The 22,193-nt window shown below is 72.6% G+C and carries 23 protein-coding genes; 12 read left to right on the top strand and 11 right to left on the bottom strand.

The genetic code is table 11. The features are described from left to right. Positions 1 to 16 precede the first annotated feature (16 nt). Together IEQ44_RS04290 and IEQ44_RS04285 are read right to left on the bottom strand one after the other, a co-directional pair. On the bottom strand, positions 17 to 718 hold the full coding sequence (locus IEQ44_RS04290) for an ABC transporter ATP-binding protein (protein ID WP_193637186.1): 702 nt from the start codon (positions 716 to 718) through the stop codon (positions 17 to 19). Continuing rightward, a complete protein-coding gene (locus IEQ44_RS04285; protein ID WP_193637185.1) occupies positions 718 to 1,500 on the bottom strand; it encodes an ABC transporter ATP-binding protein in 783 nt (260 codons plus the stop codon). Before IEQ44_RS04285 ends, IEQ44_RS04290 begins: the two co-directional genes overlap by 1 nt. Before the next feature lie 160 nt (positions 1,501 to 1,660). Between IEQ44_RS04285 and IEQ44_RS04280 the strand changes: the two genes are divergently transcribed. Next, positions 1,661 to 2,881, top strand: coding sequence for a PucR family transcriptional regulator (locus tag IEQ44_RS04280; protein ID WP_193637184.1), 1,221 nt, complete (start codon positions 1,661 to 1,663; stop codon positions 2,879 to 2,881). A gap of 52 nt (positions 2,882 to 2,933) precedes the next feature. Here IEQ44_RS04280 and IEQ44_RS04275 read toward each other — a convergent pair whose 3' ends face one another. The 3 genes from IEQ44_RS04275 to IEQ44_RS04265 all read right to left on the bottom strand — a co-directional run bounded on the left by IEQ44_RS04275 (position 2,934) and on the right by IEQ44_RS04265 (position 6,213). Then, positions 2,934 to 3,803, bottom strand: a complete 870-nt coding sequence (locus IEQ44_RS04275) for an alpha/beta hydrolase (protein WP_193637327.1) — start codon at positions 3,801 to 3,803, stop codon at positions 2,934 to 2,936. A gap of 68 nt (positions 3,804 to 3,871) precedes the next feature. Beyond that, the gene (locus IEQ44_RS04270; protein WP_193637183.1) at positions 3,872 to 5,029 is read right to left on the bottom strand and encodes an acyl-CoA dehydrogenase family protein; all 1,158 of its coding nucleotides are present in this window, start codon (positions 5,027 to 5,029) and stop codon (positions 3,872 to 3,874) included. 32 nt (positions 5,030 to 5,061) lie between these two features. Next, positions 5,062 to 6,213 carry an acyl-CoA dehydrogenase family protein gene (locus IEQ44_RS04265; protein WP_193637182.1) on the bottom strand — a complete coding sequence of 384 codons (1,152 nt, stop codon included), beginning with the start codon at positions 6,211 to 6,213 and terminating at the stop codon, positions 5,062 to 5,064. Between the two features lie 104 nt (positions 6,214 to 6,317). Here IEQ44_RS04265 and IEQ44_RS04260 point away from each other — a divergent pair, with 104 nt between their 5' ends. From IEQ44_RS04260 to IEQ44_RS04240, 5 genes are all read left to right on the top strand, one after another. After that, positions 6,318 to 6,776 carry a hypothetical protein gene (locus IEQ44_RS04260; protein WP_227486888.1) on the top strand — a complete coding sequence of 153 codons (459 nt, stop codon included), beginning with the start codon at positions 6,318 to 6,320 and terminating at the stop codon, positions 6,774 to 6,776. After that, positions 6,773 to 6,913, top strand: a complete 141-nt coding sequence (locus IEQ44_RS04255; protein WP_193637181.1) for a hypothetical protein — start codon at positions 6,773 to 6,775, stop codon at positions 6,911 to 6,913. Before IEQ44_RS04260 ends, IEQ44_RS04255 begins: the two co-directional genes overlap by 4 nt. 11 nt (positions 6,914 to 6,924) lie before the next feature. Further along, a complete protein-coding gene (locus IEQ44_RS04250; RefSeq protein WP_193637180.1) occupies positions 6,925 to 7,788 on the top strand; it encodes a hypothetical protein in 864 nt (287 codons plus the stop codon). A 26-nt stretch (positions 7,789 to 7,814) separates the two neighbouring features. Continuing rightward, positions 7,815 to 9,065 carry an arginine deiminase gene (locus IEQ44_RS04245; RefSeq protein WP_193637326.1) on the top strand — a complete coding sequence of 417 codons (1,251 nt, stop codon included), beginning with the start codon at positions 7,815 to 7,817 and terminating at the stop codon, positions 9,063 to 9,065. A 105-nt stretch (positions 9,066 to 9,170) separates the two neighbouring features. Further along, positions 9,171 to 10,031, top strand: coding sequence for an alpha/beta fold hydrolase (locus IEQ44_RS04240; protein ID WP_227486887.1), 861 nt, complete (start codon positions 9,171 to 9,173; stop codon positions 10,029 to 10,031). A 66-nt stretch (positions 10,032 to 10,097) separates the two neighbouring features. Here IEQ44_RS04240 and IEQ44_RS04235 read toward each other — a convergent pair whose 3' ends face one another. From IEQ44_RS04235 to IEQ44_RS04220, 4 genes are all read right to left on the bottom strand, one after another. Then, complete coding sequence (locus IEQ44_RS04235; protein WP_319804486.1) at positions 10,098 to 12,410, bottom strand: DEAD/DEAH box helicase; 2,313 nt, start codon at positions 12,408 to 12,410, stop codon at positions 10,098 to 10,100. A 111-nt stretch (positions 12,411 to 12,521) separates the two neighbouring features. Beyond that, positions 12,522 to 13,442: a nucleotidyltransferase family protein gene (locus IEQ44_RS04230; RefSeq protein WP_193637179.1), complete on the bottom strand. Its 921-nt coding sequence runs from the start codon at positions 13,440 to 13,442 to the stop codon at positions 12,522 to 12,524. Further along, a complete protein-coding gene (locus IEQ44_RS04225; protein WP_193637178.1) occupies positions 13,439 to 13,726 on the bottom strand; it encodes a PqqD family protein in 288 nt (95 codons plus the stop codon). The genes IEQ44_RS04230 and IEQ44_RS04225 overlap by 4 nt, the downstream gene beginning before the upstream one ends. Before the next feature lie 9 nt (positions 13,727 to 13,735). Next, on the bottom strand, positions 13,736 to 15,208 hold the full coding sequence (locus tag IEQ44_RS04220; RefSeq protein ID WP_193637177.1) for a tyrosine-protein kinase domain-containing protein: 1,473 nt from the start codon (positions 15,206 to 15,208) through the stop codon (positions 13,736 to 13,738). A gap of 118 nt (positions 15,209 to 15,326) precedes the next feature. Between IEQ44_RS04220 and IEQ44_RS04215 the strand changes: the two genes are divergently transcribed. Together IEQ44_RS04215 and IEQ44_RS04210 are read left to right on the top strand one after the other, a co-directional pair. After that, the gene (locus IEQ44_RS04215; protein WP_193637176.1) at positions 15,327 to 16,211 is read left to right on the top strand and encodes an ATP-binding protein; all 885 of its coding nucleotides are present in this window, start codon (positions 15,327 to 15,329) and stop codon (positions 16,209 to 16,211) included. Continuing rightward, on the top strand, positions 16,208 to 16,492 hold the full coding sequence (locus tag IEQ44_RS04210; RefSeq protein ID WP_193637175.1) for a hypothetical protein: 285 nt from the start codon (positions 16,208 to 16,210) through the stop codon (positions 16,490 to 16,492). Before IEQ44_RS04215 ends, IEQ44_RS04210 begins: the two co-directional genes overlap by 4 nt. Before the next feature lie 8 nt (positions 16,493 to 16,500). Here IEQ44_RS04210 and IEQ44_RS04205 read toward each other — a convergent pair whose 3' ends face one another. Further along, a complete protein-coding gene (locus IEQ44_RS04205; RefSeq protein WP_193637174.1) occupies positions 16,501 to 17,628 on the bottom strand; it encodes a hypothetical protein in 1,128 nt (375 codons plus the stop codon). A 56-nt stretch (positions 17,629 to 17,684) separates the two neighbouring features. Between IEQ44_RS04205 and IEQ44_RS04200 the strand changes: the two genes are divergently transcribed. Genes IEQ44_RS04200 through IEQ44_RS04185 form a run of 4 tightly spaced genes read left to right on the top strand, consistent with a single transcriptional unit; the run spans position 17,685 to position 21,152 of the window. Next, positions 17,685 to 18,008: a hypothetical protein gene (locus IEQ44_RS04200; RefSeq protein WP_193637173.1), complete on the top strand. Its 324-nt coding sequence runs from the start codon at positions 17,685 to 17,687 to the stop codon at positions 18,006 to 18,008. Positions 18,009 to 18,059: 51 nt separating this feature from the next. Further along, on the top strand, positions 18,060 to 19,001 hold the full coding sequence (gene mshB / locus IEQ44_RS04195; protein ID WP_193637172.1) for an N-acetyl-1-D-myo-inositol-2-amino-2-deoxy-alpha-D-glucopyranoside deacetylase: 942 nt from the start codon (positions 18,060 to 18,062) through the stop codon (positions 18,999 to 19,001). Beyond that, a complete protein-coding gene (locus tag IEQ44_RS04190; RefSeq protein WP_227486886.1) occupies positions 18,998 to 19,381 on the top strand; it encodes a hypothetical protein in 384 nt (127 codons plus the stop codon). Before mshB ends, IEQ44_RS04190 begins: the two co-directional genes overlap by 4 nt. A 1-nt stretch (position 19,382) precedes the next feature. Continuing rightward, positions 19,383 to 21,152: a VanW family protein gene (locus tag IEQ44_RS04185; RefSeq protein ID WP_193637170.1), complete on the top strand. Its 1,770-nt coding sequence runs from the start codon at positions 19,383 to 19,385 to the stop codon at positions 21,150 to 21,152. A 46-nt stretch (positions 21,153 to 21,198) separates the two neighbouring features. Here the strand turns inward: IEQ44_RS04185 and IEQ44_RS17835 are convergent, their stop codons facing one another. Next, complete coding sequence (locus IEQ44_RS17835; protein ID WP_193637169.1) at positions 21,199 to 22,155, bottom strand: GNAT family N-acetyltransferase; 957 nt, start codon at positions 22,153 to 22,155, stop codon at positions 21,199 to 21,201. Positions 22,156 to 22,193: the final 38 nt, after the last annotated feature.

The raw sequence follows: 22,193 nt of genomic DNA, 5'->3' as shown, positions 1-22,193 counted from the left end.
GGTGACTCCTCGTCGGTCAGAAACCGAGATAGGCGTGGCGGAGCTGGTCGTCGTCGGCGAGCCGGGAGGCCTCGGTGTCGGCGACGACGCGGCCGAGGTGGAGGACCACGCCGTGGTCGGCGACGGCGAGGGCGCTGGCGGCGTTCTGCTCGACGAGGAGCACCGAGAGGTCGCGCTCGGTGACCAGGCGGCGCAGGAGCGTGAAGATCTGGGAGACCACCCGGGGTGCCAACCCCAGGGAGGGCTCGTCGAGCAGCAGCATCCGGGGGCGGGCCATGAGGGCTCGGCCGATCACGAGCATCTGCCGCTCACCGCCCGACAGCGTGCCCGCGACCTGGGCGCGGCGGTCCGCCAGGACGGGGAACAGGTCGTACGCCACGTCGAGGTCGCCGGGGGTGACCCGGCCACGCACCAACCCACCGAGGCGCAGGTTCTCCTCCACCGTGAGCTCGGTGACGACGCCGCGACCCTCGGGCACGTGGGCCAGCCCCAGGGGTGCCATCGCCTCGGCGGGCCGGCCGGTGAGGGCCTGCCCGTCGAAGTGGACTGCGCCGCCGCTGGCCGGGTGCAGCCCGGAGACGGTGCGCAGCAAGGTGGTCTTGCCCGCGCCGTTGGCGCCCAGCACGGCGGTCACCGCCCCGGCCGCGGCGGTGAAGGAGACGTCGGCCAACGCGTTGACGGCGCCGTGGCGGGCGCAGAGCCCCTCGACGGTGAGCATCAGCGGGCCTCCCCGAGGTAGGCGTCGAGCACACGGGGGTCCTGCTGCACCTCGTCGGGCGTGCCGTGGGCGATCACCCGGCCGAAGTCGAGCACCGTGATCTCGTCGCAGGTGCGCATCACCAGGTCCATGTGGTGCTCGACCAGGAGCACGGCCATCCGGTCGGTCAGGCTGCGCACGAGGTCGCCCAGCTCGTCGATCTCGGCGGCGGAGAGACCGCCGGCCGGTTCGTCGAGCAACAGCAGCTCGGGCTCGGCGACCAGGGCGCGGGCCAGTGCCACCCGCTTGCGCACCGGGTAGGGCAGGCTCGTCGGCAGCAGCGGGGCGAGGTCGGCGATGCCGAGGGCGTCCAGCGCCGCCAGGGCCCGCTCGCGCAGGGCCCGCTCCTCGCGCCACGACCGCGGCGAGCCCCACGCGGTGGCCCAGAAGCCGGTGCGTGCGTGGCGCTCGGCGCCGACCATGACGTTGTCCAGCACGGTCATCCGGTCGAAGAGCCCGAGCCCCTGCAGCGTCCGGGCCATGCCAAGGCGCGGCAGGTCGTGGGGCTGCAGCTTGGGGAGCGGTCGTCCGCCTCGCATGATCTCGCCGGTCTCGGGCCGCACGAACCCGCAGGCGACGTTGAAGAGCGTCGTCTTGCCGGCGCCGTTGGGCCCGATGACGCCGTGGACCGTGGCCGGGCGCACCGTCAGCGACACCTCGTCGAGGGCGACCAGGCCGCCGAAGCGCACGCTGATGCCGCTGAGGCCCAGGGCGGCTGCCGGGGCGGCGGTGGTGGTGCTCATGGGCCCTCCGACGGACGGTGTGTGTGGTGTGACCTGTCCCACTCTGGTGCCGGCGCCCATCGCGGTCATTGGGCGCTTCGCCCAGAACTACTTGGCTGCATCGACCTGACCCACGCTGGGCCTCTGGTCAGGACTGTGCTCCGAGTGCGAACGTGGGCCCATGCCCACCACCGAGACGTCTGCCGAGGAAGCCCTGCGCGAAGCGTGGGCCCTGCTGCTGGACCGTTCCGACCAGATCGCCGACACGATCACCCTGACCCTCTTCGAGCGCGACCACGAGCTGTGGGAGCGCATCGGTCCGGAGTTCCGTGCCGACGTGCGCAGCAGCACCCGTCAGCACATCCGCCGCGGCCTGCAGATCCTCTCCGGCCTGGCCGAGGAGGAGAGCGGGCCCGAGGCCAACGCCGTCGAGCTGTGGCGCGAGACCGGCAGGCGGCGCGCGCGTCAGGGCGTGCCCCTCGAGCTGCTCCTCAACGCCTACAACCTCGGCGCCCGCACCCTGTGGGAGGCGTTGGTCGGGCGGGTCTCCGGCGACCCCTCCATCGGGGTCGACGACCAGGTGCTGCTCCTCGCGGGGCGCAGCGTGTGGACCACGCTCGACGTGCAGAACACGGTGATCATCGACGCCTACAACCGCGAGAGCTCGCGCATGCAGCGCCAGGACCTCCAGCGTGAGCAAGGCGTGCTCGACAACCTCATCGACGGCCGCGGGGCTGACCCCGGCTACGCCGAGGAGGCCCGCTCCACCCTCGGGATCGGGGCCGACGACTCCGTCGCCTGCGTGGCGGTGATCCAGGAGCGCGGCGACCTCGCCGACGTGCTCGGTCCGGCGGAGGACCGTCTCGACCGCCTCGAGATCGTGGCTCGCTGGCACGTGCGCTCCGGGGTGCACTACGGGCTGCTCTCCGGCAACCTGCCCGACGAAGGCGGTCTCGTCGAGCTCTTCGCCTCCCACGTGCCGGGGCGCACCGGCGTGGCCATGTCGACCGACGGGGTGGCCGGTTTCGCGGCGGCCTTCCAGCTGGCGTGCCGGGCGGCGGAGAGCGTGCCCCGGGGCGTACGCCAGGTGGTCGCTCTCTCCGACCGGCTGCCGGAGGTGCTGCTCGCCGGCAGCCCCCAGGTCGCGCCCCGCCTGCTGGCCGAGACGCTGGCGCCGGTGATGGCCCAACCGAAGGCGCAGGCGGAGGTGCTGCTCGACACGCTGGAGGCCCTGCTGCGTCACGACGGGTCACCGACACACGCGGCGACCGAGCTCTACTGCCACCGCAACACCGTCATCTACCGGATGAAGCAGGTCGAGCAGCTGACCGGTCGCTCCCTGGCCGACCCGCGCGACAAGATGCTGCTCGGTCTCGCGCTGATGGCCCGACCCCGGGGGTGACCCCGGGGTCGGGCCGGCTCGCGCGGCCGGGCAAGCACGCTCCTGAAGGAGCTCAGGCGCGACGCAGCAGGTCGCCGAAGAGCGCGCAGGTCTCCTCGACGGCAGCCTGCGCCGCGGGGGAGTGGCGGCCCATGTCGACGAAGCCGTGGATCAGTCCGTCGAAGAGGCGGGTCGTGACCGGCACGCCGGCCTCGGAGAGCGCGTCGGCGTAGGCGAGGCCCTCGTCGCGAAGCGGGTCGAACTGTCCGACGACCACCACGGCAGGGGCGACTCCTGCCAGCCTCCCGCGCAGCGGCGAGAGGCGCGGGTCGCCCGGGTCGGTCACGTCGCCGAGGTAGTTGGCGGCGAACCAGTGCATGGTGTCCCGTTCGAGGAAGTAGCCTTCACCGTTCTCGGTGTGCGACGGCAGGTCGGCCAGCATGTCGGTGGCGGGATAGACGAGCAGCTGCCCCGCGAGCTGACGGCCCTCGTCGCGCAGCTCCTGGGCGACGACGGCGGCCAGGTTGCCGCCCGCGCTGTCACCGGCGACCGCGAGCACGGGCGTACCGCCCAGGTCGGCGAGGTGGTCGCTCGCCCACCGGGTGGCAGCCAGGGCGTCCTCCAACCCCGCGGGGAAGGGGTGCTCGGGCGCCAACCGGTAGTCGACCGAGACCACCACGGCGTCGCTCAGGGTGGCGATCGTGCGGGCGGTCAGGTCGTGACTGTCGAGGTCGCCGACCACCCAGCCCCCGCCGTGGAGGAAGACGACGGTGGGAAGGTCGCCCTCCCGTGGGCGGTAGATGCGCGCCGCCCGCTCGCCCTCCCCGCCGGGCACCGTCGTCTCCACCACGGAGGCGACCTCGGGCAGGGCCGCCGGGTCGCGCAGGTCGACGGTGAGCGTGCGGAAGAGCCGCCGCGCCTCGGCAGGCAAGGTGGTGTGCATCGGGGTCCCGCCGGAGACGAGGCCGAGCAGTCCGGCCAGGTGGGGGTCGAGGCGCGGATCCAGCTCGCTCACGCCACGTCCTGCGGTGCCGCCGCCAGCGGGTCGAGGGCCTCGTGGTCCTGCAGGGTCGCCATCAGGCCGGTCAGGTGGTGCTGGCCGTCGCCGAAGAGGTGGTCGAGGGCGGTCAGGTGAGCGGTCAGGTTGCCGACCAGGTACTCGGCGGTCATCGCGATGCCGCCATGCAGCTGGATCGCGTCCTGGCCTATGTGGCGTCCCGCCCTGCTGACCTGGACCGCTGCTCGCGCCACTGCCTCGTGGGTGCGCGCGGCGTCGCCCGTCGCGGCGACCATGGTCGCCCACTCGACGATGCTGCGCGTGAGCTCCAGCGAGACGTACATGTCGGCGGCCCGGAAGTTGAGCGCCTGGAAGTGGTTGAGCGTGACCCCGAACTGCTTGCGGCTGCGCAGGTAGCCCGTGGTCGCCTCCAGCGCGGCCTCCATCGCCCCGAGTGCCTGGTGGCAGGCGGCGATCCGGGCCAGGTCCACGGCCTGGGAGAGTGCGGCGGTCGCGTCGCGACCCGCCTCACCCAGCGGCGTGGCGGGGGTGGCGTCGCAGACCACGCGGCTCACCCGGGTGCCGTCGTAGGCCCGGCTCGTGCTCCGCGTCGTCGCGTCGCCGTCGACGATGAAGACGCCTGTGCCACCCTCGGGCAGGGCGGCGGTGACCAGCAACGTCTCAGCGTCTCCCGCCGGCACGGGCTCCTTGGTGCCGCTGAGCGTCCAGGTCTGCCCGTCGAAGCTGGCCTTCACCTCGGCCGCGTCGTCGGCCCACCGGCGACCGGGCTCGGCGTGGGCCAGCGCGATCCGCCGGCTGCCCTCGGCGAGGGGGCCGAGCAGCTCGGCGCGCTGGTCGGGCGTGCCCACCCCGGCCACCACGCCGCCGGCCAGCACCACGCTGGCCAGGTAGGGCTCGGGGGCCAGCACGCGCCCGATCTCGGCGGCGACGATGCCGACCTCGACCGGGCCGGCGCCGAAGCCGCCGTCCTCCTCGGCGAAGGGCAGGCCCAGCGCGCCCATCTCGGCGAGCTGCTGCCATATGGCCGGGTCGTGACCGGGGTCCTGGGCCACCACCCGGCGGCGCTCCTCGAAGTCGCCGTAGCGGCGGCGCAGGAGACCGGCGACCGCCTGGCGCAGCGCGACCTGCTCGTCGTCGTACGTGAAGTCCATGAGTGCTCCCTCTGCGTCTTCCTGCGTCGTCTCTAGAGTCCGAGGATGGTGCGGCTGATGATCTGACGCTGGATCTCGTTGGACCCGCCGTAGATCGACGCCTTGCGGTAGTTGAGGTAGGTCGGTGCCGACCGTCGGGCCCACGGCGCCGCGTCGCTCGACTCCGCCGTGAGCGGCACCAGCGAGTCGGGACCCGCGAGGTCGAGCAGCAGCTCGGTGGCGGCCTGCTGCAGCTCGGTGCCGCGCAGCTTGAGCACGGAGCTCGCCGGGTGGGGCTCGCCGCCGTCGGAGTGCGCGACCACCCGCAGGGCGGTCAGCTCGAGCGCGAGCAGGTCGTTCTCCAGGGTCGCGATCCGGGCCCGGGTCAGCGGGTCCCGCAGCTGGGGCCCGGCGAGCTGCTTGGCCCGGGCCACCATCCGCTTGACCGAGGCGACCGGCGCCACCCCGACCCGCTCGTTGCCGAGCAGGAACTTCGCCATCGTCCAGCCCTGGTTGACCTCGCCGACCAGGTTCTCGCCCGGCACCCGGACGTCGGTGAACCAGACCTCGTTGACCTCGTGGCCGCCGTCGATCAGCTCGATCGGCCGCACCTCCAGGCCGGGCGAGGTCATGTCGATGAGCAGCATCGAGATGCCGCGCTGCTTCTTCGCGTCGGGGTCGGTGCGCACGAGGGTGAAGATCCAGTCGCCGTGCTGGCCGAGCGTCGTCCACGTCTTCTGGCCGTTGACCACCCAGTCCTCCCCGTCGCGGACCGCGGTAGTCCGCAGGCTCGCGAGGTCGGAGCCCGCGTCAGGCTCGGAGAAGCCCTGCGACCACCAGATGTCGAGGTTCGCGGTCGGAGGCAGGAAGCGCTCCTTCATCTCCTGCGAGGCGAACTGCGCCAGCACCGGACCGATCATGCTGGTGTTGAAGGGCAACGGCGACGGCACGCCCGCGCGCTGCATCTCCTCGTGCCACAGGTGGCGCTGCAGCTCGCTCCAGTCGCGGCCTCCCCACTCGCGGGGCCAGTGCGGCACGGCGATCCCGGCGTCGGCGAGGGCCCGCTGGCTCGTGCGGATCATGTCGGCCGTGAGCTCACCGCCCTCCAGGACGGTGTCGCGGATCTCCTGCGGCACGACCGTGGTGAACAGCTCGGCCATCTCCTCGCGGAAGGCCCGGTCCTCCGCGGACAGCGTCAGGCGCATCGATTCCCCTCTCGTCGTCGTGACGACCATCATCGGTGGGCCGGGCGCCCACGTACAGGGGCGCGGCGCACAAGGCCTGCCGGGCGGGTGGCTACGGTGGCCCCATGGGCGACGACGGACACGTGTGGGAGACCCACCCGGTCACGCCCGAGCGCTTCGACGACTTCGCCGACGTGGTCAACCCGAACCGTCGGGAGAACCACTGCTGGTGCCTCTCCCATCGCTGCACCGCCGGCGAGATCGCGGAGCTGGGGGAGAGCCGTGAGGAGGCCATGCGCAACCTCACCCGGACCGAGCCGCAGGGCGTGGTCACCTACCGCGACGGTGTGCCGGTGGGCTGGTGCAGCATCGGTCCGCGCTCCCACATCACCCGTCTGAGCCGCTCGAAGCTGATCCGGCCCGTCGACGACCTGGACGTCTGGAGCATCATCTGCGTCGTCGTGCGCGGTGGCCAGTCGGATGCCACGCCTCGTGATGCGGCGGATGCTCTGATCGCAGCACCCCGAACGGGTTGCCGCGAGCGCAGCGCCTCCGTGGACACCGGGGCTAAGGTCGGCGTATGACCCAGGACACAGTCGCCCTCCCCGAGGCTCGTCGTCGCGCTGACCACCTCCTGGGTGACGCCGGGGACATCGGGCAGGGCCTCGTAGCGCAGTCCCTGCTCGCGTGGCAGGTCTTCGGCGACGCCCTGGCCGGGTAGTGGGGCGCGTGGTGCGCGGCGTGGCCTCGGCCCTGCTGCTCGTGGTGGGGCTCGTGCTGGTGGGGGCCGGCGTGCCCATGGCCTGGACCGAGCGTCACGTCCTCGACACGGCCCGCTGGACGCAGGCGGTCGCCCCGCTGATCGATGAGCCCGAGGTCCAGCGCGACGTGGCCGCCGGCCTCGTGGCGCCGCTGGTCGAGCAGCTCGACGCCGGAGACGTCGCGGAGTCGCTCCTGCTGGCGGTGGCCCAGGACGTCGTGGCCACCGACGGGTTCGCCCGGGTGTGGCGGCCCACGGTCCGGATCTCCCACGAGCACGCGGTCGAGGGTCTGCGGGGCGAGGGCACCGGCCTCAACCTCGCCGAGGACGGGGTCGCGCTCGACCGCACCGCCCTCGTCGAGGCCCTGAAGCCCAGGCTGGCCGAGGCGGGAGTGCCCTTCGCCGAGCAGATCCGGGCGGGCGAGGGCACCATCGTGCTGGCCGAGGGGCCCCAGGTGACCCGCGCGGTGGAGGTCGCCAGGTTCGTCGACCGGGTGGGCGACCGGGCGCTGGTCGGCGGCGCTGCAGCCCTGGTCCTCGCGGTCCTGCTGGCGCGTCGACGGTTCCGTACGCTGACGCTGGCCGGCCTGGGCGTCGCCGCCGTCGCAGGCCTGCTGTGGCTGGTCCTCGGGCTGGGTGGGGAGGGCACCGGTCTGCTCTCCGAGGTCGGTCGCCAACGCGGCACCGCGGTCCTGCTCTGGGAGGCGTTGTCGGCCTCCCTGGCCCAGATGGTCGTGGCCACCGCCGTCGTCGGCGGGCTCGGTGCACTCGTGGGGGTCGTCGGCGGTTCGGTGCACCGGATGCGCGAGCACGGACGTACGAGGAGGACCACGTGAGTGAGGGACGCAAGGGTGAGGAACGCATGAGCGACGGGTCGGCGACGCCCTGGGGGGTCCACTCGGAGGTGGGTCGGCTGCGCACCGTGATGGTCTGTGCGCCCGGTCGGGCGCACGCGCGGCTGACGCCGAGCAACTGCGACGACCTGCTCTTCGACGACGTGCTGTGGGTGGAGCGGGCCCGCGCCGACCACGACGACTTCGTGGCGAGCATGACCGCCCGCGGCATCGAGGTGCTGGAGTTCCTCGACCTGCTCGCCGAGACCGTCGCGGTGCCCGAGGCGCGCGACTGGGTGCTCGACCAGCAGGTGCACCCGCACCGGGTGGGCGTCGAGCTGGTCGACGCGGTGCGCGGTCACCTCGAAGGGCTCGAGGCGCGCGAGCTCGCCGAGACCCTCGTCGGAGGCCTCAGCACGCGCGAGGTGCCCGACGCCGGCAGCGCCGACCTGATGCGCTTCGTCCGCGACTCCACCGGTGTCGCCGAATACCTGCTTCCGCCGCTGCCCAACATGCTCTACACCCGCGACACCACCTGTTGGGTCTACGGCGGGGTCACGCTCAACCCGCTCTACTTCGCGGCCAGGACCGAAGAGACGGTGCTGACCACCGCGGTCTACCGCCACCACCCGCGCTTCGCCGGACAGGTGCGGGAGTGGTGGGGCGACCCCACCCAGGACTGGGCCCTGGCCACCGTCGAGGGCGGCGACGTCATGCCGATCGGCAACCGCACGGTGCTGGTCGGTCTGTCGGAGCGGACCTCGCGCCAGGGGATCAGCTCGCTGGCCAAGGCCCTCTTCGCCGGCGGCGCGGTCGACCGGGTGGTGGTGGCGGTGCTGCCGCGGATGCGGGCGACCATGCACCTCGACACGGTGCTCACCTTCGCCGACCGCGACTGCGTGCTCGTGCACCCCGACACGATGAACGAGGTACGCACGTTCTCGCTGCGCCCCGACGGCCGCGGCGGGCTCGACGTGCGCGCCGAGGACAAGCCCCTCACCGAGGTCGTCGCCGACGCCCTGGGGCTGCAGCGCCTGCGCGTGCTGGAGACCAGCGGCAACGCGTACGTCCGCGAGCGCACCCAGTGGGACTCCGGCGCCAACATCGTCGCGCTGGAGCCCGGCGTCGTGATGGCCTACGACCGCAACACCCACACCAACGCCCTGCTGCGGGAGAACGGGATCGAGGTCATCGAGATCGTCGGCGCCGAGCTGGGGCGGGGACGTGGGGGAGGGCACTGCATGACCTGCCCGATCGTGCGAGACCCCCTCGACGCCTGAGGCGGCCGCGGCGCGACGTGCGTCACGTCGCGACCCACGGCGCTTCGTGGGTCGCTACGTTGGAAGGGAGCCCCTCGCAGGGTCACCCACTCGCGAAGGATCACCATGACCGAGTCCCACGCACACCTCACCCCGCACGTCATGCAGTTGCACGGCCATGAGCTCTCCTACCTCGACACGGGGGAGGGCAACGTCGTGCTCTTCATCCACGGCATCCTCGGCTCACGCCGCAACTGGTCGCAGCTGATCGACCGGATGGACGACAGCCAGCGGGTCATCGTGCCCGACCTCTTCGGTCACGGCGAGTCGTCGAAGCCGATGGGCGACTACTCCCTCAGCTCCCACGCAGCCACGCTGCGCGACCTCCTCGACCGCCTCGAGATCGCCACGGTCACCCTCGTGGGTCACTCGCTCGGCGGCGGCATCGCCATGCAGTTCTACTACCTCTTCCCCGAGCGGGTCGACCGTCTGGTGCTGGTCGCCAGCGGCGGCCTGGGCCGAGAGGTCAGCGGACTCCTGCGCGCCGCCACGCTGCCCGGCGCCGAGACGGTGCTGAGCCTGGTCGCCTCCACCTGGATGACCAGCCGGTTGCAGGCGCTCGCCATGAAGGCCGGGAAGGTCGGCTGGAAGCCCGGGGCTGACGTCGGCGCCACCTGGCGAGGCTTCACGTCGTTGGCCGACCGGGAGAGTCGCCGGGCGTTCCTGGCCACCACCCGCTCGGTCGTCGACGTCGGGGGCCAGACCGTGAGCGCCCACGACAAGCTGCTGGACGTCGAGGCGCCCCCGACCCTGGTGGTGTGGGGCTCCAAGGACCGGATCATCCCGGCCTGGCACGCGCTGAAGGCCCGGGAGTCGGTGCCCGGCATCCGGGTGGAGCTCTTCGAGGGGGCGGGCCACTACCCGCACCTCGACGACCCCGATCGGTTCGCCGAGCTCCTGCGCGACTTCGTCGCCACCACCCCCTGACGTTCATGCGGCCCGTTGGTGTCACCAGGTGACACCAACGGGCCGCGCAAACGGGGAGGTCGAGGGTCAGAGACCGCGGTTCTTCAGGGCGTCGGTCAGCAGGGCCACCATGGCCTCGACCTGGATGTCAGCCGAGGCGACGACCTCGTCCTCGGAGCCGTCGAGGGCGCGGGCGGCGAGCCCGGCCTTGGAGTCGATCAGCTCCGCGATCCGGGTGTCGATGGTCTGGGCGGCGATGATGCGCCACGCGGTGACGGGCATCTCCTGACCGATCCGGTGCACCCGGTCGATCGCCTGGGTCTGCTCGGCGTCGGTCCACGACAGCTCGGCCAGCACCACGTTGGAGGCGACCTGCAGGTTGAGGCCCACGCCGGCGGCGGTCAACGAGCAGACCACGACCGCGACCTCGGGGTCGTTGACGAAGGCCTCGATGTTCTTCTCGCGCACCGACGGGGTCTGGTTGCCCCGGATCGAGGCGTACTTGATGCCCCGGTCGGCGAAGAGCTTCTCGCAGGCGTCCATCACGTCGACGTGCTTGGCGAAGACGACCACCTTGCCGACGCTGCGCGCCAGCTGGGCGGCGTAGTCGGCGGCCAGCGGCGCCTTGGCCGTGCCGATGCGGCGGATCATCGAGAAGACGTTCTCGCCGGAGTTGTCGTCGCTCGCCTCGTCGCGCTCCCACTCGGCGACGCGGCGCACGAGCTCCTCGTCGATGCCGGACGACCGGTTCTCCTCGGCCCGGGCAGACATGACGCGGTCGTAGCGCTCCACGAGGCGACGGGCCAGCTCGCGCTCGGCGGCGCGGATCGAACGTCCGGCCTCGTCGTCGAGCTCGACGGGGATGTCGGCGATGCGGCGCGCAGGGATGTCGGCGGCCACGTCGACCTTGCGGCGACGCACGATGCCCATGTCGATCACGGCTCGGCGGGCGGCGGGGTAGAAGGCCTTGTCCTCGGGGGTGAAGCCGGTCTCCTCGAGGCGGGCCATCAGCTCGGGCAGCGGCTTCTTCTCGTCGATCCAGCCGAGGAACTGCCAGATGGTGGTGAAGTCCTCGATGTCGTTGATCAGCGGGGTGCCGGTCAGCGCCATCAGCAGCGGTCGCACCGTGCGCCGGCGGATCCGCTCGGCGATGTCGAGCACGTGCTGCGAGCGCTGCGACTTGCGGTTCTTGATGAAGTGGGCCTCGTCGACGACCATGCCCTTGAAGCCGATGTCGCCGAGCCAGCCGACGTGGCGGTCGAGCACCTCGTAGTTGACGACGACGATGTCGGCGAAGCCGTCGATGTCGTGGCCGTCGCCGTGGATGACGGTGGTGGTGCGGCGCGGGACCCAGCGCTGGGCCTCCCGGGCCCAGTTGGTCTTCACGACGTTGGGCACCACGCAGAGCAGCGGGTAGGCCTCGGCGGCCTCGGCGGCGAGCAGCGCCTGGGCGGTCTTGCCGAGTCCGGGCTCGTCGGCGAGCAGGAAGGTGCGGTGGCCCGACTGGACCGAGGCGACGACGCGTGCCTGGTGGAGCATCATCTCCTGGCCGTCGCGGGTCGTGAGGCTCGCGGGCTCCGGCATGTCCAGCACGGCCGGGGCGCCGTTGGCGATCTCGAAGGAGCGCAGCAGCGGGCCGATGAGCTCCCAGGTCACCAACCGGTCGGTCCTGGGCTCGATGCGCTTGCTGGCCGCCTCGTAGTCGGGACGCTGGAACGGGTTGGCCAGCTGGCGGGAGATGACGGACTGCGGGACCACGCGGCGCTCGTGGCCGGCGGTGTCGGCGGCAGCCGACTCGGGCTCCTCCTCGGGCACGAACTCGAGGCCGGCGGCCTCCACCATCTTGCGCTTCATCGAGCGGGCGGCCTCGCTGACCTCCGCGCCCTCGTCGAGCAGCATGAGAAGGGTCGTGTCGCGCGCGGCCGTCTTGGCCAGGATCGTGGCGACCCCGTCCAGGCGCTTGAACTGCTCGGCCTTCGTCGCCTCGTTGGCCTCGCTGTCGTCCTTGATGCGGGCCCGCTCCTCACGCACCAGCAGGGCCACCACCTGGAAACGGGTGCGGTTGTGGGCCGAGACCTTGCCGCGCTGCGCCTCGCTCTCGATCTCGCGCACCGCACGGGCGAGCACGGGGATGATGCCCTCGTTGTCGAGGTGGCGCGTCTTGCGGGCGCGGCGGTTGCCGCGGTTGCCGCCGCGGGACGCCGTCTTGGTCTGGCCGGACAAGCATTTCCTCCAGGAGAGTGCCGTGGTCGGCATCGCGCGGACACCGTGGCCATGGGCTTGGTCGAGCACAGGCGGGCACCTGGCCCGCGGGTGCGGACGCCGGTCACCGCTCGAGGCGCCAGCTGGACCGACGAGACCGCGGCCGGGCGGCCGGGTGACCTGGGTGGCGCTGACCACCTGCGGGGGAGTGGCCTGCTGCAGGCACCCTCCACGACTGTGCTGCCCAGAAGTCTAGCGCGCTCCCCGCCGAGCGACCGCATCAACCCGGATGCGGGGAGTCGGCCCCGGTCAGCGCGTGGCGCGGCGCTTGGCGAGCTCGTCGCGCAGCACGCCCGGGAGGCGACGCAGGACGCGGCGCCACCGCTGCACGCGCAGGCGCCAGATCGGGGTCGTCTCGGTGCGGTCACCGTGGTAGGCCCGGAGCTCCTCGGGGGTGAGCATCAGCGCGTGCCAGATCAAGCTGGGTGCCTTGCTCAGCGGGGTGCGCCGCAACTCTGCCCACCATGCGAGGTGGGCATGGGTCGTTGTTGCGGTGTGCCAACGGTCGTACTCGGTCTCCTCTGCCGGATGAGTGGGCTGAGTCTCGATCCCCAGCCCGTCGAGGAAGGGCGCGAGCGTACGCACGGCACCGGTGCGCCGGGCCAGGTCGGCGAGCTCCAGCCGCAGTGCGTCGTCGAGCACCGTCTCGGCGCGTCCCACCAGCTCGTCCAGAGCGGCCCGGTTCGTGGGCTTCCCGGGCGCCCGCAGGTAGTGCAGCGCGCTGATCGCCACACTGCCCGTCACGCCGGTGCAGGGCACCTCGTGACCCGCGCAGGCCAGTGTCGACCGCCGTGTCCACAGCTCCTCGAAGACCTCGTCCGGCGGGGCGAGGAAGCCGGGGAAGTACCGGTGCGCGTCGATGCCCATGGGCCAGTGGTCGTTCAGCAGGTCCACCGAGTGGTAGGTGAGGAACTTGGCGGTCCGGGTCTCGGGGTTGCGCCGCCACCCGGCGGCGGCCATGCCCGCGGCGAAGGCCTCCATGTCGTCGGGGTGCACCAGCACGTCGATGTCGGCGGAGACCCGCGGAGCCCGCAGACCCTGGTCACCGAGGACCGAGCCCTTGATCGCCAACGAGCGCACCCCGGCGCGCCGGGCGACGTCGGCGGTGAGGACGTACAGCAGCTCCATCGCCTCGGCGCCGGTCAGACGCTCCCCGGGTGCGGTGCTCATCGCTCCTCCTGCGCCACCAGGCGCTGGGCGGCCAGTGACTCCAGGAAGGCGACCACGTCGCTGCGCACCTCGTCGCCCGTCATGCCGAACTCGTCGGCCACCCGCTCGCAGACGGCCGTCAAGTCACGCTCACCGTCGACGGCCTGCCAGACCGCAGCGGCGGGTCCGTTGAGGATGCGCGGCGGGTGGGCCGCGTCGTCGAGGTCGATCAGCGCCGTACGCCCGGAGTCACCGACGCTCACCACCGACGCCCGACGGCGCCATGGCAGGGAGCTCGACGACATGTCCGTCACTCACTTCCCGGTGCGGGACAGGCGACGCTTGGGGGCTCCGTCCTTGGCGGAGGTCCTCGGCGCCTTCTGGGGGCGGGCGCCGTAGCCGTAGCCGTACCCGTAGCCATAGCCGTACCCGTAGCCGAAGACGCCCTTGCGGGTCGGCTCCCGGTTGACGATGAGGCCCAGCGTCTTGGCGTCGACCCGCTCGAGGTGCTCGAGGGCCTGCTCGAGGTGGTGGTCGCGGGTCTTGCCGGCCGAGATCACGACCAGCGCGCCGTCGGTGCGCGCGGAGAGGATCGCACCGTCGGTGACGGGCAGCAGGGGTGGGGCGTCGATGACGACGATGGCGCCCTGCGACAGGCGGGCCAGCAGGTTGCGCATCGCCTGCGAACCGAGCAGCTCACTGGGGTTCGGCGGGATGGGGCCGGCCGCGAGCACCCGCAGGCCGTCGTGGCCGGGCACCCGCTGCAGGGCCTCCTCGAGACCGATCTTGCCGGTGAGGACGTCGGTGATGCCGACGCCGTCGACCAGGCCGAGGGTGGAGGCCACCATCGGGCGGCGCAGGTCGCCGTCGACCAGGATCACCGGCTCGCCGGATCGCTCGATGGCGGCGACCAGGTTGGCGGCGACGGTCGACTTGCCGTCGCCCGGCAGGGGGCTGGTCACGACGATGATGCGCGGGGGGTTGTCGATGTCCATGTAGGTCAGGTTGGTGCGCAGCTTGCGGAAGGCCTCCGACGCGGGGGCTTGGCCGCTGTCACGGGCGTCGGCGTCGACCGCGAGCGCGAGACGGCCGCCCTTGTCGCGCTCCAGCAGGTCGACCTTCGGGATCTGGCCCACGACGCTGATGTTGAAGCGCTCCTCGATCTCGCGCTTGCTGCGCAGACGGCGGTCGAAGGCGCCCCGCAGCACGGCGTAGCCGAAGCCGAGCAGCAGGCCGAGCAGCAGCGCGAGGCCCATGTTGCGCACAGGGTCGGGGGAGATGGGCGAGCCCGGGAGGGCGGCCTCCTCCACCGGCATGATGCGCAGGGCCGCGGTGCCGCGGCGGTTGGGATTCTGGATCTCCTCGACGGTGGCCGACAGGGCGGCGACCCACGCGTCGGCCAGCTCCTGGGCCGACCGCGCGGTGCCGGCCCGGGCCGTGATCTGGATGATCACGGTGTCGGGCGGCTGCGTGGCCTCGATGTTGTTCACCAGGGTGCTGGAGGAGGCGCTGAGGCCGAGCTCGTCGATGACGCGCTGCGCCACCGCGCGGCTGCGCGCGATCTCGAGGAAGGAGGTCGCCTTGGACTTCGCCAGGCTGTCGTTGACCGAGGCCAGCGAGGCGTTGTCGTCGGCCTGGGCGGTGGTCACGAAGCCCTTCGCGTTGGCTGCGTAGACCGGGGAGCGGGTGGCCGTCCACGCCGCACCGACCAGCACGCAGGCGACCACGATGACCATGACTCCCGCCCAGTGGTTGCGCAGCAACCGGACGTAGTCCTTCAACTCCACGGATGTCCCCCTTGTAGGTCGGTCGCGCTGCAGTCTACGGGCGTGTGGCCCCGCCCACACGCCGGGACGATTTGATGGGACCGCGGCGTGGCGTCGTTCCGTGCCTAGACTGCGACGCATGCCTGAGCCGACCCACGCCGTCGCGGCCGACCGCGCTCCGGTCGTCCTGGTCGCCATGGGGATCCTGGTGCACCTGCGCGCGGGTGGTGGCCGGGCCGCGGAGCTGCAGACCGAGCTCGCACGTGCCTGGTCGGCGGCCGCGGCGCCCCACCGCCAGGACGACGAGCCGGCTCTGGTGCTGCACGTCGTGCTCGACGACGACCCTGCCGTGGTGAGCCGGGCGCGGGCCGACGGTGCCGTCGCCGCCACCGAGCTGGTGCCGGTGCTGGACGAGGTGAGCACCCGGGTGACCCAGCGGTGCCTCGAGCAGAGGGTCGGCAGCCATTGGCTGCTGCACGCCTGCGCGCTCGCCGACCCGAGCACCGGGGCCACGGTCGTCCTGGTCGCCCCCTCCGGCACCGGCAAGACGACCGCGGCCCTGACGTTGGGCAAGGAGTTCGGCTACCTCTCCGACGAGACGGCTGTCATCTCGGTCGAGGGAGACCTCGAGCCGTTCGCCAAGCCGTTGTCGCTGCTGGTCGACGGCAGGCGCCCCAAGCGCCAGGTCTCGCCCGACGAGCTGGGGCTGCTGCCCGCCCCGGAGGGTGCGCGGCTCGCCGCGGTCGCGCTGCTGCAGCGCGACCCCGAGGCCGAGGGCGTACGCGTCGAGCAGGTGCCGACCGTCGAGGCGCTGTCGCTGCTCGCGGAGCAGACCTCGTCGCTGCACCTGTTGGACCGGCCACTGCACACGGTCGCCCGGATGCTCCACGAGCGCGGCGGGGCGCGACGGCTGGTCTACTCCGAGGCCGCCGACCTGGCCCCGGTGATCGCCGAACTGCTGGCCGGCGACAGCTGGTCCACCGAGACCGCCGAGGTCGCTGAGGCCACCGGGGAGACCGCATGAGCGCGCAGCCAGGTCCGATCACGCGGGTGCGTCGACTCCCGGTCATCGACGAGTACGTCGAAGAGGGGCGCAGCGCGGTGCTGGTCGAGGGCCGTGCCCTCACCCTCTCCGAGGTGCCCACCCTGGTGCTCGGGCTGCTCGACGACTCCTGGCGTGACCTCGACGACCTCGCGCCGCAGGTGGAGGAGCTCGTCGGTGCCCCCGAGGTCGGCACCCTGGGTGAGGCGCTCGAGGCTCTGATGGCCGACCTGGCCTCCCACGGACTCGTCGAGACCGCCTGAGGCCCGGGTCAGTCGAACCAAGAGCGCCGCATCTCGACGAGCCAGCGGCGTCGGGGGTGCTCCGTGACCGTCCACAACGCATCGGTCTGCGGCACGTAGGTGAGGTCCTCCGGGCCCATCGGCACGGCGAAGTGGTGGGCCCGCAACCGGTCGGGGCGACCGGTCCGCACCGATCCGGGGAGCCAGGGGCCTCGTGAGGTGGTCACGTGGTGGCGGCCGCGGGCGACGACGGCGCCCTGCATCTGGAGCGTACGCGCGTCCTCGACGACCGGGCGGGCGACGGACCGCTCGTCGGTCACCGGGAGCCACGAGGTGGGGTCCAGGTCGAAGTGGGCGAGCCGCGCCGACTGCCGACCACGGGCGTACTCCCCGGCGAGCAGGGAGGGCGGTGACGTGGAGCGGTCCAGCGAGAGGAAGGAGTAGCGCAGGGGCTCGTGCCCCTCGTCGGTGCGGGCGCGGTGCACCGTGCGGACCGGCAGGACGTAGTGGTGGCCGAAGGAGGCCACCCGGGGGACGCCGTCGAGGTCGGACACCCCGATCTCGTCGGGCCGCGCGTTGTCGTCGGGCACCCGCAGGAGGTCGTCGACGCGGAAGGAGAGGAACCCTCGGGCGGTCGCGGCGACGTGCAGCCATCCGCCGGCCCAGACGATGCCGCCCGCGTGGATCCGGACGCTCTCCAGCCCGAGGCGCCCCTCGTCGTCGAGGCGCGGCTCGACCAGCAGGACGTGGCGGTAGCGCAGCGTGTCGAGGTCGAAGAAGGTCAGTCGCGATCCTCGGCGCACGCCGTCGACCGCCTTTGCGTACCAGGTGAGCACGACGAGTCGGCGCCCGGCGACGCGGCCGCTGGGGTCGGCGTCGGCCGAGGTCGTGACGCCCTGGGGCCACCAGACCCGGTCGCGCTGGTCGTGCGGGTCGAGGGCGATCGCGCGCCTCACCGCACGCCCGGCGAGCCGGCCCCACCGCGACTCGGTGGCGGTGAACTTGAGGTCGCCCACCAGGTCGGTCAGGTCGGCCCGACCGCCCAGCGCGCCCGCGAGCGCGTCGACGGCCGCGCCGTGCTCCTCCACCCGTTCGAGGTGGACGCCCGTGGCTGGGGGCGCGGGCTCGTGCCCGGGTTCCGCTGACGGCTGGTCCACGCTCTCCTCCGGTGTGCTCGGTGCTGCCTCCACCGTAGAGGGGGGAGAATGGGCGGGTGCGAGCCATCTTCTTCGACGAGGACGACGCCCGGTCGGTCGCGGCGCGGTTGGTTGCCGACGGCTTCACCGCCGAGGTGGAGCAGGAGCGCCTGGCCGGTGAGGACGACGACGAGGACCACCCCTGGGCGGTGGTCAGCGACGCGCCCGAGCTGGTGCTGGAGGTGCTCGTCGACGAGCGGGACGGCTGGCTCGACATGGAACCCGTCCCTCAGTCGGCCCCGAAGCCCGGCCCCGGGACCGGGCTCGACCTCCCGCGCGCGCCACGCCGCGTGAAGCGGCCGGACCTGCTGCCGCCTTCCGCCGACTCAACGGCCGACTGAGGGCGCCCCGGGCGTACGCGTGTCCGAGGGAGCACTGACTAGGCTCCACGCATGCCCTCCGCGACCGACTCCGCCGACCGCGAGCTCCCCGAGCAGCGCCTGCTGCTCGTGCACGCCCACCCCGACGACGAGTCCATCGGCAACGGGGCCACCATGGCGAAGTACGTGGCCGAGGGCCGCCACGTCACCCTGGTGACCTGCACGGCGGGGGAGCAGGGCGAGATCCTGGTGCCCGAGCTCGAGCACCTCGCCGCCGACCGCGACGACGCGCTGGGCCCCGTACGCCGCGACGAGCTCGCCGCCGCGATGGCCGCGCTGGGCGTGACGGACCACCGGTTCCTCGGCGGGTTCGGCACCTACCGCGACTCGGGCATGAAGTGGCACCCCGACGGCCACGCGGTGCCCGCCGACGAGATCCACGACAACGCCTTCTGGCGCGCCGACCTGACCGAGGCCGCCGACCACCTGGTCGCGGTCATCCGCGAGGTGCGCCCGCAGGTGCTCGTCACCTACGACGAGTTCGGCGGCTACGGCCACCCCGACCACATCCAGGCCCACCGGGTCGCGACGTATGCGGCCGCCCTCGCCGCGGTGCCGTCGCACCGACGCGACCTGGGGGAGCCCCACGAGATCGCCAAGATCTACTGGAGCGCCATGTCGGAGTCGTGGATGCGGGCCGGTCTGCGGGCGCTGCGCGACTCCGGTGACTCCACGACCTTCGAGGGCATGGACCCCGACGGCCCGCTGCCGCAGATCGCCCGCCCGGACGCCGACATCGCCGCCGTCGTGGAGGCCGAGCAGCAGCACTTCGAGGCCAAGATGGCGGCGCTGCGGGCCCACGCCACCCAGATCACCACCGACGGCCCCTTCTTCGCGCTCTCCAACAACGTGGGTGCCCCCGCCTTCGGGGTCGAGCACTACCGGTTGGCGAAGGGGCGTCAGGGGCCGCTGGGTCCGCAGGGGTGGGAGACCGACCTCTTCGCGGGCCTGTGACGGGGCCACGGTCACTCGTCGCGGCTGCGTCGGTGGCCCTCCTGGCGGCGGTGGCGGGGGCGTTGAGCTCCGCGGCGACCGCGCTGGTGCACCACTACTGGTGGGGCCTGGCCTGGGGTGTGGTCGCGGGCGTGCTGGCCGTGCGCGCGCTGCCGGCGCGGTGGTGGGGGCGTCCGCTCTTCGTGGGCGCCTGGCTCGTGGTGACGTACGTCGTGCTGACGGGCCGACCGGAGGGCGACTTCCTGGTGGCCGACACCGTCGAGGGCTACCTCTACTTGGGCTCGGGGCTGCTGCTCGTGCTGGTCGCCGTCACCGGAAGGAGCGGGCCACGCCCGCAGCAGAACGTGCCTTCAGCGGGGGCGTCCTCCTACACTCGCTGACGTGTCCGCATCGAAGCCAGCCTCCCGCCCGCCCGGCGCGTCCTCCGGCGACCCCGAGGAGAAGGCCGGCGGTCGCGTGGTCCTCTGGCTCCTGCTCGGTCTCGTCGTGCTGGCCGGTGGCGCCTACGCGGCGGCCGCCGCGCTGACCAGCGGCAAGGTGCCGCAGGGCACGACCGTCGCCGACATCGCCGTCGGCGGGAAGACCGCCGAGCAGGCCGAGGAGCTGCTGCGCGACGGCCTCGCCGACCGGGTCGACGCGCCGCTGCAGCTGGTCATCGACGGCGAGGAGCGAGCCGTGGCCCCCGACGACGTGGGCCTGGCGGTCGACGTCGAGGCCTCGGTCGAGGCTGCCGGTGCAGGCACCTCGTGGGCTCCCGACCGTCTGTGGGCCTACTTCACCGCCGGTGACGACGTCGAACCCGTGGTGAGGCTCGACGACGCCGTCTTCGACACGTTCGTCTCCGAGCTCGACGAGGAGGTGGGCAGTCCTCCGGTCGACGGCGCGGTCACCTTCGTCGACGGCAGCGTCGAGACCACCGCCCCCGAGGCCGGCGTCGCCCTGGACCGCGACGACACCCGCGAGCAGCTGCTTGCCGCCTTCCCTGGCCCCTCCGAGCCGGTGGTGCTCGAGACGAGCGAGCAGGAGCCCGAGATCGACGAGGCCGACGTGGCCCGCGCCCTCGACCAGTTCGCCAACGCGGCGGTCTCCGACCCGGTCGAGCTGGTCTTCGACGAGACCGCGGTGCGGCTCACCCCCGAGCAGTACACCCCGGCGCTGGCCCTGGAGCCCGTCGACGGCGCCCTCGAGCCCACCCTCAAGCCGAAGCGGCTGCGGCAGGTGCTCGACGAGGCCCTCGCGGGCGACGGTGGCCCGGTGGAGGCGACCGTGGCGCTCAGCAACGGGCGGCCCGTGGTCGTGCCCGACAAGCCCGGCGTCGCCTTCGACCGCAGCGAGGTCAACGACCTCTTCCTCGACCTCGTGGCCGCGGAGTCGGGCGACCGGTCGGCGAAGGTGAAGGCCGAGGTGGTCCGCTCCGACTTCCGCACCGAGGACGCCGAGGCGCTCAACATCACCGAGGTCGTCGCCGACGTGACCACCGAGTTCCCCCACGCCGAGTACCGCAACATCAACATCGGCCGCGCCGCCGAGCTGGTCAACGGCACCGTGCTCAAGCCCGGTGAGACGTTCTCGATGAACGAGACCGTGGGAGAGCGCACCCGGGCCAACGGCTTCACCAGCGGCATCATGATCGCCGACGGGGTGTTCAAGGAAGACCTGGGTGGCGGCGTCTCGCAGATGGCCACCACGCTCTTCAACGGCAGCTTCTTCGCCGGCCTGGAGGACGTGGAGCACAAGCCCCACTCCTTCTACATCAGCCGCTACCCGGTCGGTCGCGAGGCGACCGTGGCCTGGGGCGCCATCGACCTGAAGTTCCGCAACAACACCCCCCACGGCGTGCTGATCGAGGCCAAGGTCACCCCCAGCACGCCCTCGAGCCAGGGCGTCGTGCGGGTACGCATGTGGTCGACGAAGGTCTGGGACATCCAGGCCGTGACGGGGGAGCGGCGCAACTTCACCCCGCCCCAGACCCGCACGCTCTCCGGCCCCGACTGCATGCCCAACACCGGTTACGCCGGCTTCGACATCACCGTCAAGCGGGTCTTCCGCAAGCCCGGTCAGCGCGCGGTGGAGCGTACGGAGGAGTTCAACACCACCTACACGCCCTCCGACACGGTGGTCTGCAAGCCGGCCGGCGGCAACGGCGACTGAGTCAACCCAGCACCAGTCAACCCACCGCCACTCAACCCAGCGCCAGTCAATCCAGCGCCAGGAACCGGTAGGCGTGGTGGTGGGCGAAGCCCAGGGAGCGGTAGAGCTCCAGCGCGGCGTGGTTGTCGACCTCGACAGCCAGGTGCGCGGTGGTGGCGCCGCGGGAGGCCGCCCAGTCGAGCGCCTCGCGCAGCACGGCCACTGCCAGGCCGGCGCGTCGACGGGGCTCGGCGACCCACAGGTCTCCCACGCAGACCCAGTCCGCGTCGACACCCACGCGGGCCCGGGCCACGTCACCGATCGTCGCGATCGCGCTGTCCCCGTGCTCGGTGAGCTCAGCAGGCTCCGTGCCGGCGGGAGGCCGGACGGGCAGCGACCGGAGCAGCCGTGACACCGAGGTCACCATGACCTCGGCGTGGCCCCCGGCGTCGACCCAGCCGAGCCGTTGCAGGGCCGCCTCCTCGTCGGAGCCGACCACCACCTGCGCGAGCGCAGGCAGGTCGTGGGCGGCGTAGTGGTCGCGGACCCGTCGGGCAGCCTCGTCGAGCGAGGTGCCGGGGTCGCCGCAGGCCAGGACCGAGTTGCCGCGCCTGGTGGCTCGTCCGTCGGCGGCCAGTCCGCCGGTGCGCACCAGCCACTCGCCGAGCTCGGCGGTCTCGAGGTCGTCGAAGAGGGCGGAGGCGTGCAGGTGCACCTCGCGCGGCGTGGCCCGCAGCCGGACCGACGGGCGCGGTGGGACGGGCTTGCCGGAGACGATGTCGGCCAGGTGGATGGCGACCACCGCACCCTCGGCGGTGCGCACCTCGCACAGACCACGCCCCCACGAGAGACACTCGCCCAGCGTGTCGGTCATCGCCGGGCCACCGGTGGGTCCGGTCTCGCCGGGCAGCACCCGGCGCACGACCACCCGCTGGCCGACCACGTGCGGTCCCAACGTGTGTCCCTCGTGCGTGGCACCCGCGGATCCGGGAGAGACTTGGGGGGTGTCGGGGGTTTCGGTCACGTGCCGGATACTAGGCTTCCCCCGTCTGCCTGAGCTCA

Source organism: Nocardioides malaquae, from assembly GCF_015070385.1.
GTDB classification, from domain to species: domain Bacteria; phylum Actinomycetota; class Actinomycetes; order Propionibacteriales; family Nocardioidaceae; genus Nocardioides; species Nocardioides malaquae.
This window is presented reverse-complemented; position numbering and strand designations above follow the sequence as displayed.

What these genes read in the sequence shown, in the direction of transcription:
- IEQ44_RS04290 (WP_193637186.1), bottom strand. Translation starts at nt 718, where the DNA reads ATGCTCACCGTCGAGGGGCTCTGCGCCCGCCACGGCGCCGTCAACGCG.
- IEQ44_RS04285 (WP_193637185.1), bottom strand. Translation starts at nt 1,500, where the DNA reads ATGAGCACCACCACCGCCGCCCCGGCAGCCGCCCTGGGCCTCAGCGGC.
- IEQ44_RS04280 (WP_193637184.1), top strand. Translation starts at nt 1,661, where the DNA reads ATGCCCACCACCGAGACGTCTGCCGAGGAAGCCCTGCGCGAAGCGTGG.
- IEQ44_RS04275 (WP_193637327.1), bottom strand. Translation starts at nt 3,803, where the DNA reads ATGCACACCACCTTGCCTGCCGAGGCGCGGCGGCTCTTCCGCACGCTC.
- IEQ44_RS04270 (WP_193637183.1), bottom strand. Translation starts at nt 5,029, where the DNA reads ATGGACTTCACGTACGACGACGAGCAGGTCGCGCTGCGCCAGGCGGTC.
- IEQ44_RS04265 (WP_193637182.1), bottom strand. Translation starts at nt 6,213, where the DNA reads ATGCGCCTGACGCTGTCCGCGGAGGACCGGGCCTTCCGCGAGGAGATG.
- IEQ44_RS04260 (WP_227486888.1), top strand. Translation starts at nt 6,318, where the DNA reads ATGGGCGACGACGGACACGTGTGGGAGACCCACCCGGTCACGCCCGAG.
- IEQ44_RS04255 (WP_193637181.1), top strand. Translation starts at nt 6,773, where the DNA reads ATGACCCAGGACACAGTCGCCCTCCCCGAGGCTCGTCGTCGCGCTGAC.
- IEQ44_RS04245 (WP_193637326.1), top strand. Translation starts at nt 7,815, where the DNA reads ATGAGCGACGGGTCGGCGACGCCCTGGGGGGTCCACTCGGAGGTGGGT.
- IEQ44_RS04240 (WP_227486887.1), top strand. Translation starts at nt 9,171, where the DNA reads ATGACCGAGTCCCACGCACACCTCACCCCGCACGTCATGCAGTTGCAC.
- IEQ44_RS04230 (WP_193637179.1), bottom strand. Translation starts at nt 13,442, where the DNA reads ATGAGCACCGCACCCGGGGAGCGTCTGACCGGCGCCGAGGCGATGGAG.
- IEQ44_RS04225 (WP_193637178.1), bottom strand. Translation starts at nt 13,726, where the DNA reads ATGTCGTCGAGCTCCCTGCCATGGCGCCGTCGGGCGTCGGTGGTGAGC.
- IEQ44_RS04215 (WP_193637176.1), top strand. Translation starts at nt 15,327, where the DNA reads ATGCCTGAGCCGACCCACGCCGTCGCGGCCGACCGCGCTCCGGTCGTC.
- IEQ44_RS04210 (WP_193637175.1), top strand. Translation starts at nt 16,208, where the DNA reads ATGAGCGCGCAGCCAGGTCCGATCACGCGGGTGCGTCGACTCCCGGTC.
- mshB (WP_193637172.1), top strand. Translation starts at nt 18,060, where the DNA reads ATGCCCTCCGCGACCGACTCCGCCGACCGCGAGCTCCCCGAGCAGCGC.